Here is an 8,885-nt window from a genome sequence, read left to right as displayed (position 1 = left end):
CGATGGTAGTGTGGGGTCTCCCCATGCGAGAGTAGGTCATCGTCAGGCACTTATTCCGAGAAAACCCCGAGTTCGAAAGAGCTCGGGGTTTTTTCATGGGCCCTGAAAAAGGGTGCATTAATGTTTATGGAAAGGAGACACCATGAGCAAAATGATGATGCGTAAGCTTGCGATGCTGCTGCTTGTCGGAATAACGGCCGGAGGTCTGTTGGGCTGCGAGAATGATGCGGGCCCTGCCGAGGAGACGGGGAAGAATATCGACGATGCCATGGAAGAGGCCGGGGAGAGCATCAAGGAGATGGGCGATAGCATCCAGGAAGAGGCCGAAGGTGATTGAGGCCAAGCGCAAGAGTCGTGATGAAGCACTTCTCCTCATCCTCGCACGACTGCAAAGTCAAATGAGGTAGAACGGAGCCTACATTTTCTTCCCGAGCGGCCGATGTACTGTTATTGACCATATGGTCAATTTCGGACAGACCCATTCCCTGAATGGGCTCGGGAGCGAATAGAATGAAAAACCTGACGATTTCCCAGAAGTTGATGTTGTTTATCAGCCTCACGATGATAGTGATCGTCGGCGGGGCGACCGCCGTACAGTATCGTCTGTTCAGTGGGCTGGTGACGGAGCGTGTCACAACGGCAGAGTTGCCGGCCACCTTGGAAAGCATTCGCAATGACATCAATGCAACCCTCACGGAGCCGATCACCCTGTCGCGCAGTATGGCGACCAACCCTTACCTGCATGGCTGGCTCGATGAGGGTGAACCCGCCGAAGGAACTGAGCGAGCCGTAGCCTATTTCCAGGATATTCAGGACCGCACCGGTGCCAGCATCGTCTTCTACGTTTCGGCTCTCAGTGGAAACTACTACACCTCGGAGGGTCTCGAGCGCACGCTCAGTCGGGAGCAGGACACGTGGTTCTATAGCCTTGTGGGAGACACCGAGGGAGACAGCTACCGGCTGAATATCGATTTTGAAGGCGACGAACTTCAAGTCTTCATCAATTACGTTATTGAGCGGGAGGGTGAGCGAGTCGGCATCGCTGGGGTCGGCTATACCCTGGCGGGAATGGCCGAGACGATCCGCAGCTATCGGCTCGGCGAGAGTGGCCTGGTATTCCTGACCAGCCGCGAGGGCATTATCAACCTTCATCCCGATGGCGCATCGATGGTCGGGGAGTCCGTCTTGTCGCTCCCCGGCTGGGACGGCGTGGCCGCTGAGCTGCTTGCCGGCACGGGTTATCGTTCGGGTATGGCTCAGGACACCAACGGTTCGGATCAACTGGTAGCCGCCATTGATGTACCGGGCACCAATTGGATCGCTTTTGCCCAGATTCCTGCAAATGAACTCTTTGCGGATCTCAACAGGGCAGTGGGAATGGTGATAGTGGCCGTCGCTGCAATTCTGCTCGCCAGCCTCGTGGTGATAGGCGTATTGCTGCGCACTCTATTTCGCCCCTTCCGGCGAACCGCGGATGCCATGCGAGAAATTGCCGAGGGGGAGGGGGACCTGACGCAGCGGCTACATGTTCGGGGCAGGGACGAAAGCACCGAACTGGCAACGCAGTTCAACGCCTTCGCGGACAGGGTCCATGACGTGCTCTTTCACGTACGGGGCAGTAGTGAAGCGGTTCGTGTTGCGGCCATGGAGATCGCAAGTGGCGGGCGCGACATGTCACAGCGCACCGATAATGCGGCTGCCAGCCTTCAGCAGACTTCGGCCTCCATGGAGGAGATCACCAGTACGGTAGAAAACACCACGGCCTCCTCGCGGGAAGCCAGCAGCTTGTCGCAGTCTGCCGCACAGCTTGCTCAGCGTACCGGAGACACCGTGGGCCAGGTGGTGACCACCATGGGTGAGATCCAGAGCTCTTCCCAACAGATTGGCGATATCGTCAAGGTCATCGACAGCATCGCTTTCCAGACCAACCTGCTGGCTTTGAATGCCTCTGTCGAAGCGGCGCGAGCCGGCGAGAATGGGCGCGGATTTGCCGTGGTTGCTGGTGAGGTGAGACAGTTGGCGACGCGCAGCGCGGAGGCTTCGCGGGACATTCGTCAGCTGATTGAAGCCTCTGGTGAGAAGGTGGAGGGCGGCACCAGGCTGGTGCGTGAAGCCGGCGATGCCATGCAGCAGCTGGTCGATGGGGTGAATCGTGTGGCGACAATGCTGGGTGAGATCAGCCATGCGGCGAGCGAGCAGAGCGATGGCATCGGCCAGATCAATGTGGCTGTGTCCGAGCTTGACCGCATGACGCAGCAGAATGCGGCCCTGGCGGAAGAGTCGACCTCAGCTGCCGACCAGTTGAGAGGGCAGGCTGATCGGCTTGCAGAAGTGGTGGCAAGCTTCAAGCTGCGTGACGAGGCGATAAACCATGCCGGCTACCTGCAGCACAATCGAGCCGCGGCCACGACAAACGAGTAGGCGTGACGCCCGCCGCCCGTCAAACGAGTGACGGGCGGTTCCTGACGCTGGCTGGGGTCACGCCTGGCCAGCGTCGTTCTGTTCGATGCCCTGAAGGTACCAGGGCTCACCCTCACGCAGCTCCCGGGTGAGATGCCAGGTCTCGTTGAACTCGACCTGCTCGTCGTTTTCTTCGAGCACGCCATGGAATATCACGGTGGCTTCGGCCTGCTGGCCAAGCTCACGGATGTCGCCGAGCTCGGCGAAGAGGCGCGCGATTTCCGTCCGATTGTTGGCCGGGTGCTTGCGCCGCTCCTCACGCAGCAGGTTGTAGAGCTCGGGGGTGACGTATTCCTGAATGCCGGCGAAGTCATTGTTGTCCCAGGCGCGCTGGAGCGTCATGAAGTGTTCCTTGGCGCCGCTAAGGAACTGTTCCTTGTCGAACCAGGCTGGCAGGCTGCCGAAGTCGGAGCCTCCCAGGGTGGTGTCGGGAGCCGGCTGGAAAGCCTGGGTCGGTGCTTCCGACGTCCGATAGGTTGCCGGTGATGCGCCCGCGGTGACGGTGCGGCGGCGCGCCAGCAGACGGAATAACAGGAAGCCGAGTCCTGCGATCAGCAGCATATCCATCAGGCGCAGTTCATCGAAGGCGCCACCGAAGAACAGGGCCGCGAGCAGGCCGCCTGCCAGCAGGCCACCCATCATGGCGGGCATGCGAGAGCCGGCGGCCTGACCCGGTTGAGCCTGGCGGGTAGGCGCTGCCTGATTGGGGGCGGCAGCGGGTCGGTCGGCCGAACGGGAAAAATTGCCGACATTGCCCCCACCGCCCATGCGGCGAGCTTCGGCGTAGTCTGCGGCCAGGGTGAATCCCAGGATACCGACCACTAGCATGACAAGAAGGTGACGCATCGAACTGGCCTCGCTGGATGGGAACTGAAAGAAAGGGTTCAAGAAGCGCTATTCTAGCGGCTATGCTGAGGGAAGTGTGCGAGAAATAACGATGCAAGAGGAGCGTTCATGCGCCTGAAAAGTGAAGAGAGTCTGCTGTTGATCGTCGACCTTCAAGCGGGGCTGCTGCCGGTGGTCGCTGGTGGTGAGCAGGCGGTTGCCGAGGCGGCCTGGCTTGGTGGTGTGGCCGAGACATTGTCGATTCCGGTCTGGGTCACCGAGCAGTACCCGCAAGGGCTGGGGGGCAGCGAGCCCCGTCTGCTCGAGGCGCTACGGGAGCCCCGGCTGTGGCAGAAGGTGCATTTCAATGCCCACGCCGAACCCGATTTTGCCGCTGCCCTGGCTGACAGCGGCAGGCGGCAAGTCGTTCTCTGTGGCTCCGAAGCGCACATCTGCGTCATGCAGACGGGGCTTGGCCTGCTGGAGGCGGGCTACGAGGTGTATTGGCTAAGTGAGGCCTCGGTCAGCCGGCGTGCGGCGGAGGCGCAGCTGGCACGGGAGCGAATGGTGCGCTGCGGGGCCGTGCCGGTCAGTGCCGACATGGTGGCCTATGAATGGCTGCACCGCTGCGACGATGAGCGCTTCAAGGACGTCCATCGTCGCTTTCTGAAGCCTCGCTCTGCCCGGCCACTGCGTTTCTTCTAGCGGTGTCAGCGAGCCGCCTGGCTCTGCTGCTCCCGACGCGTGAAGACGAGAGTATCGTCTTTCGACATGGCCGCATTGTAGCCATATCCCGCCACATCGAAGTCCTTGAGCCCCTCGGGATCATCAAGCCGCTGGCGGATCATCCAGGCCGCCATGAAGCCACGCGCCTTCTTGGCATAGAAGCTGATGATCTTGTAGGTGCCGTTCTTCTCGTCCTTGAACACCGGGGTGATGACCCGGGCCTTGAGCTGCCGGGTATCGATCGCCTTGAAGTACTCGTTGGAGGCCAGGTTGACGAGCACCGGCGTGCCGCTTTCTGCTACCGCCCGATCCAGTGCCGGGGTCAGGGTTTCCTGCCAGAAGGCATAGAGGTCCTTTCCAGCGTGGTTGGGCAGGCGAGTGCCCATTTCCAGGCGGTAGGGCTGGATCAGGTCCAGGGGACGCAGCAGGCCATAAAGCCCGGAGAGGATGCGCAGGTGCTGCTGGGCGAAGGCGTTGTCGTCATCGCTGAAGGTATCGGCCTCGAGGCCGACGTAGACATCGCCCTGGAAGGCCTGGGCGGCAGGCTTGGCGTTACTCGGCGTAAACGGCGTCTGCCACTCGGCGAAGCGTGCCGCATTGAGCCCGGCCAGCTTGTCGCTGATACCCATCAGCTCGCTGAGCCGCCGGGGCGAATAGTCGTGCAGAATCTCGATCAATTCACGGCTGCGGTCGAGGAAATCCGGCTGCGAGTACCGGGACGTGGTGGCCGGGGACTCGAAATCCAGCGTCTTGGCGGGTGAAATCACGCTCAGCATGGGGCACTCCTGTACCGGTAGGCTAATGTGCCGAGTATATCAAGGGCGAGGAGAGGGCGGGGCTATCGAGACGATAGCCTACCAATTGCACACGGGGCCTCTCGGCAGCGCCCCTGTGCGCCTGTCGTCTCAAGGGCGGCTTTCTTTCTCAAGGGCAGGTTCAGGGGCAGGGATTGGGCAGGCGCCGATGCACCTCGTCGATGGCATCCAGCACATTCTGCTCGAGCCTCAAGGACTCGCTCGCCAGGTTGTCCTCGAGCTGGTCCATGGTCGTGGCGCCGATGATGTTGCTGGTCAGGAAGCTGCGCGAATTGACGAAAGCCAGCGCCATCTGGGCGGGGTCCAGGCCATGTTCGCGGGCAATCTCTACATAGGCCCGCGTCGCTTCCTCGGCCTGGGGTGAGGTGTAGCGCTGGAAACGTTCGTAGAGGGTGAGCCGGGCCCTCGCCGGGCGCGCGCCATCGAGATACTTGCCGGAGAGCACGCCGAAGCCCAGCGGTGAGTAGGCCAGCAGGCCGACGTTCTCGCGATGAGCGATTTCGGCGAGGCCGACCTCGAAGGTGCGATTGAGCAGGTTGTAGGGGTTCTGGATCGAAGCGACCCGGGGCAGGTCGAGACGCTCGGCCAGGTTCAACGCCTGCATCACGCCCCAGGGGGTTTCGTTGGAGAGGCCGATGGCGCGTATCTTGCCCGCGTTCACCAGCTCTTTCAGTGTGCCCAGGGTCTCCTCCAGGGCAACGCCGTTTTCTTCCTCGTCATGCTCATAGCCCAGCTTGCCGAAGAAGTTGGTGCGCCTGTCGGGCCAGTGCAACTGGTAGAGGTCGACGTAGTCGGTCTGCAGTCGCGACAGGCTGGTATCGATGGCCTGAAGGATCTGTTTGCGGGTCAGCCGTGAGCCGCCCCTAAGGTGCGCCATTCCGGGACCGCTGACCTTGGTGGCAATGATGACGTCGTCACGGCTGTCGCGTCGCTTGAGCCAGCTACCGATATAGGCTTCGGTGCGCCCCTGGGTCTCGGCCTTGGGCGGTACCGGGTACATCTCGGCGGTATCGATGAAGTTGATACCGAAGGCGACGGCGCGGTCGAGCTGCTCATGGGCCTCGCTTTCGCTGTTCTGTTCGCCGTAGGTCATGGTGCCCAGGCACAGGCGGCTGACCTCGATGCCCGTGTTGCCTAGCTGTCGCGTCTGCATCACTGCTCCTGTCGCGGTTTCGTCCGGTATCGAGTGCCATGCTAGCCGAGGCCCAACAAGGCAGCAAATGGCAGGGGTTGAGTCGCCGGAGGGGCGGGCGTATGCTGGCCACCCTCAACGGCCCGGCGGAGTCCGGGCGGCGAGCTTACGACAGGCCATGGTGAGGACCAGAGGATGGTCTGACTTGCCATGATACTGACACACGCACGCAAGGTTGTTTGCCCATGACGCAGGCATCGTCACTGTTCACCCGGCTCGAGTACCGTCTAGCGGAGCAGCTGTTTCATACCCGCTGGTTGCCGCGCTCTCCGCGTACCCAGCGCCTGACCATGCGCCTCTTCAAACGTTGCGCCGATGCCGGCCATCCCGGTGCGCTCTCGCTTTATGGACACGTGCTGTTCCATCGTGGCGTCAGCCCCCAGGACAAGGCGAAGGGCGCCCGCTACGTGCTGGAAGCCGCCCAGGCGGGAAACCTCAAGGCACAATATCAGGCGGCCCGTATTCATGAGCATGGTTGCCTGCAGTATCCCCGGCGCGAGGACAGAGCCGTGACCTGGTACGCGCGTGCCGGCGAGGCGGGGCACCCCCTGGCAGCGGCACGCCTGGCGAAGGCCTATCGCCATGGCGAACTCGGGTTGACGGCGGATGCGACTCACGCCGCCCACTGGCAGGCCCTGGCCGACCGTCACGCACGGTTGGAAGGCGCCGAGCTGGACATCGACGGTGCTCAGACACGACACTAGACTGCCGGCCACCTTGGCGACTGATGACATCGCCCGGCCCATCATCGAGGAAGCGCCCATCCGTGACGCTGCCCACACTATTGGATATCGAGGCGTCCGGGTTCGGGCGCGGTAGTTACCCCATCGAGATCGGCCTGGCCAGGGCCGATGGCAGCGACTGCGCCTTTCTCGTTCAACCTCTCGACGACTGGACCCACTGGGACCCCAAGGCCGAGCTGCTGCACGGCATCTCGCGGGCACGCCTTCACCGTGAAGGATTGCCGGTCCAACAGGTGGCGCGGTGGCTGAATGATGAACTGGGCAGCATCGGTATCGCCTATAGCGACAGCTGGGGGTACGACAATACCTGGCTGTCGCTACTGTTCCATCATGCAGGGGTGCTGCCGGCATTCCGTCTGGAGGCGCTTCGTATCCTCCTCGACGAGCGCCAGCTCGCCCTGTGGCATGCCACACGAGAGGCGCTGATTCAGGAGCTGGGCATTCACCGCCACCGCGCAGGAGAGGATGCACGACTGCTGCAGCTCACCTACCTGCGAACACGGCAGCTGGTAGACAATAGCTGAAGCACGCCTCTTTGCGCTTCCGTGATCGAGCCAGCTTGTGATCGCTGCCGTCAGCGGCATGCAGGAGCGGTTTCGTGCGTGATCAGCCGTTGGCCAGGCGAGCCTCCAGGGCATCGAGCAGTGCGACGGGTTCTTCGGCGTCGATCAGGCAGGTGCGGGTTCGTGAATTGAGAAAGCCGTGCTCCACGGTGCTGTCCAGGAAGGCCAGCAGCGGGGAGTAGAAGTCCGCCGTGTCGAGGACGCCAATGGGCTTGTCATGCAGCCCCAGGTACTGCCAGGTCCAGGCCTCGAACAGCTCCTCGAGTGTGCCGATACCGCCGGGAAGCGCAATGAAGGCATCGGCATGGGCGGCCATGCTGGCCTTGCGCTCGTGCATGTTTTTGACGCGAATCAACTGAGTGAGTCCCTCGTGGGCCTGCTCCCGCTCCACCAGGTGGTCGGGCATCACCCCGATCACTTCACCCCCTTCGGCCAACATGCTGTTGGCCAGCTCCCCCATCAGGCCGATACGCGCACCGCCATAGACCAGGCCATGGCCGCGTGCGACCAGTTCACGTCCCAGTATCCGAGTGGCTTCCAGAAAGGCAGGATCCCGGCCATCGCGGGAGCCCAGGTATACGCAGAATCTCGACATGCTTTTCTCCTTGGCAAGGGGGGTTATCCTAGCAGCCAGGGCATACGAAAAGGAGTCTCAGGGGAGGCAGTCGGCAACGGCATATTCCCGGTCCATCCACTGGCCGATGACGTTGTCGCCGCAAAGGTGGTGTGCATACTGGGTATGCAGGCAGCGGACCTGGTCCCAGTTGGCGATGCCGCCGATGCCGCGTTCGCGAAGGACCGTTTCGTAGCCGAGCTGGATGACCCTTTCGCGCTGGGCCGGCACCATGTGATGCCAGCGTGATGCGACATAGTCCCGGTGGCTGGCGTGATAGGCTGCCAGGAAATCACCGTCCTCCTGAAGCCGGGTTTCCAGCTCCTTGATCACGCCGCGGGCCTCGATGCGCGAGATCTCGATCTTCAGACGGTCGGAGCAGAGCCAGTAGAGGGTGGGGAAGGGCTTGCCCTCGACGATGGGCGCCATGCGCAGCACCAGGGGTGTGCCTTCGCCATCGGTGGCGGCAACGGCCTCTATGCCCCGGGGAGCGCGGCCCAGCTGGCGGGCAATGATGGCCAGTTGGCGTTCATCGGGTGTCTGATCGGTCTGGATCACCATCGCTTGGGTCCCGTACGAACTTGTTGGAGCGGCCCACGGCGCGAAAGAAGGTTCGGTTGAGCTGCTCAGGGGAGGGAACATAGCCCTTCCAGCGTCGTTCGCAGTACTCATTGGCCCGTGCCATCAACACGTCGTAGAGGCGATTGAACGGCGCATCATAATCGTAGGGGTCTGCCCCGAACAAGCGGATGTGGGGGTAATCCGCGAAACGCTCCATGAAGTATCGCTCCAGATCCTCTTCCACCGCACGGTGCTGGTCGACGTTGTCGGGATCGAGCCAGAGGTTATAGCGGATGGCCATGATCAGCTCCAGGCAAAAGTAGGTGGTCCCAACCAGGTGGGCCATGACTCTGTGACCACGAGGGTCGGGCTTTGGCTCAGGGTAAT

At 62.1% G+C, this 8,885-nt stretch carries 11 protein-coding genes; 5 read left to right on the top strand and 6 right to left on the bottom strand.

Going from position 1 to position 8,885, the window contains the following annotated elements:
• Nucleotides 1-142 precede the first annotated feature (142 nt).
• Complete coding sequence (locus KZO25_RS08110; RefSeq protein WP_223136546.1) at nt 143-337, top strand: hypothetical protein; 195 nt, start codon at nt 143-145, stop codon at nt 335-337.
• 173 nt (nt 338-510) lie between these two features.
• A complete protein-coding gene (locus tag KZO25_RS19975; protein ID WP_262488899.1) occupies nt 511-2,421 on the top strand; it encodes a methyl-accepting chemotaxis protein in 1,911 nt (636 codons plus the stop codon).
• A gap of 57 nt (nt 2,422-2,478) precedes the next feature.
• Here the strand turns inward: KZO25_RS19975 and KZO25_RS08100 are convergent, their stop codons facing one another.
• Entirely contained in the window at nt 2,479-3,306 is an 828-nt protein-coding gene (locus tag KZO25_RS08100) for a Tim44 domain-containing protein (RefSeq protein ID WP_223136545.1), read from the bottom strand.
• A 108-nt stretch (nt 3,307-3,414) separates the two neighbouring features.
• Between KZO25_RS08100 and KZO25_RS08095 the strand changes: the two genes are divergently transcribed.
• The gene (locus KZO25_RS08095; RefSeq protein ID WP_066448998.1) at nt 3,415-3,990 is read left to right on the top strand and encodes an isochorismatase family protein; all 576 of its coding nucleotides are present in this window, start codon (nt 3,415-3,417) and stop codon (nt 3,988-3,990) included.
• A 5-nt stretch (nt 3,991-3,995) separates the two neighbouring features.
• Here the strand turns inward: KZO25_RS08095 and yaaA are convergent, their stop codons facing one another.
• Both yaaA and KZO25_RS08085 read right to left on the bottom strand, forming a co-directional pair.
• Nucleotides 3,996-4,787, bottom strand: a complete 792-nt coding sequence (gene yaaA, locus KZO25_RS08090) for a peroxide stress protein YaaA (RefSeq protein WP_223136544.1) — start codon at nt 4,785-4,787, stop codon at nt 3,996-3,998.
• Nucleotides 4,788-4,947: 160 nt separating this feature from the next.
• Nucleotides 4,948-5,979, bottom strand: a complete 1,032-nt coding sequence (locus tag KZO25_RS08085) for an NADP(H)-dependent aldo-keto reductase (RefSeq protein WP_066449006.1) — start codon at nt 5,977-5,979, stop codon at nt 4,948-4,950.
• 224 nt (nt 5,980-6,203) lie between these two features.
• Between KZO25_RS08085 and KZO25_RS08080 the strand changes: the two genes are divergently transcribed.
• Both KZO25_RS08080 and KZO25_RS08075 read left to right on the top strand, forming a co-directional pair.
• Nucleotides 6,204-6,722 carry a tetratricopeptide repeat protein gene (locus KZO25_RS08080; protein WP_223136543.1) on the top strand — a complete coding sequence of 173 codons (519 nt, stop codon included), beginning with the start codon at nt 6,204-6,206 and terminating at the stop codon, nt 6,720-6,722.
• A 23-nt stretch (nt 6,723-6,745) separates the two neighbouring features.
• Nucleotides 6,746-7,285 carry a hypothetical protein gene (locus KZO25_RS08075; RefSeq protein WP_223136542.1) on the top strand — a complete coding sequence of 180 codons (540 nt, stop codon included), beginning with the start codon at nt 6,746-6,748 and terminating at the stop codon, nt 7,283-7,285.
• An 82-nt stretch (nt 7,286-7,367) separates the two neighbouring features.
• Here KZO25_RS08075 and KZO25_RS08070 read toward each other — a convergent pair whose 3' ends face one another.
• Genes KZO25_RS08070 through KZO25_RS08060 form a run of 3 tightly spaced genes read right to left on the bottom strand, consistent with a single transcriptional unit; the run spans nt 7,368 to nt 8,799 of the window.
• Complete coding sequence (locus KZO25_RS08070; RefSeq protein WP_066449012.1) at nt 7,368-7,919, bottom strand: TIGR00730 family Rossman fold protein; 552 nt, start codon at nt 7,917-7,919, stop codon at nt 7,368-7,370.
• Nucleotides 7,920-7,976: 57 nt separating this feature from the next.
• Nucleotides 7,977-8,498 (bottom strand): DUF501 domain-containing protein, encoded by a 522-nt coding sequence (locus KZO25_RS08065; RefSeq protein WP_066449014.1) that lies wholly within the window; start codon nt 8,496-8,498, stop codon nt 7,977-7,979.
• Complete coding sequence (locus KZO25_RS08060; RefSeq protein WP_043516895.1) at nt 8,467-8,799, bottom strand: hypothetical protein; 333 nt, start codon at nt 8,797-8,799, stop codon at nt 8,467-8,469. The genes KZO25_RS08065 and KZO25_RS08060 overlap by 32 nt, the downstream gene beginning before the upstream one ends.
• Nucleotides 8,800-8,885: the final 86 nt, after the last annotated feature.

It is taken from the genome of Halomonas sp. ANAO-440 (assembly GCF_019915905.1).
GTDB lineage: Bacteria > Pseudomonadota > Gammaproteobacteria > Pseudomonadales > Halomonadaceae > Halomonas > Halomonas chromatireducens.
The sequence above is the reverse complement of the archived record's forward strand: the minus strand, read 5'-3'. Positions and strand labels throughout refer to the sequence as shown.

Coding starts and splice junctions, on each gene's coding strand:
- KZO25_RS08110 (WP_223136546.1), top strand. CDS start 143: ATGAGCAAAATGATGATGCGTAAGCTTGCGATGCTGCTGCTTGTCGGA.
- KZO25_RS19975 (WP_262488899.1), top strand. CDS start 511: ATGAAAAACCTGACGATTTCCCAGAAGTTGATGTTGTTTATCAGCCTC.
- KZO25_RS08100 (WP_223136545.1), bottom strand. CDS start 3,306: ATGCGTCACCTTCTTGTCATGCTAGTGGTCGGTATCCTGGGATTCACC.
- KZO25_RS08095 (WP_066448998.1), top strand. CDS start 3,415: ATGCGCCTGAAAAGTGAAGAGAGTCTGCTGTTGATCGTCGACCTTCAA.
- yaaA (WP_223136544.1), bottom strand. CDS start 4,787: ATGCTGAGCGTGATTTCACCCGCCAAGACGCTGGATTTCGAGTCCCCG.
- KZO25_RS08085 (WP_066449006.1), bottom strand. CDS start 5,979: ATGCAGACGCGACAGCTAGGCAACACGGGCATCGAGGTCAGCCGCCTG.
- KZO25_RS08080 (WP_223136543.1), top strand. CDS start 6,204: ATGACGCAGGCATCGTCACTGTTCACCCGGCTCGAGTACCGTCTAGCG.
- KZO25_RS08075 (WP_223136542.1), top strand. CDS start 6,746: ATGACATCGCCCGGCCCATCATCGAGGAAGCGCCCATCCGTGACGCTG.
- KZO25_RS08070 (WP_066449012.1), bottom strand. CDS start 7,919: ATGTCGAGATTCTGCGTATACCTGGGCTCCCGCGATGGCCGGGATCCT.
- KZO25_RS08065 (WP_066449014.1), bottom strand. CDS start 8,498: ATGGTGATCCAGACCGATCAGACACCCGATGAACGCCAACTGGCCATC.
- KZO25_RS08060 (WP_043516895.1), bottom strand. CDS start 8,799: ATGGCCATCCGCTATAACCTCTGGCTCGATCCCGACAACGTCGACCAG.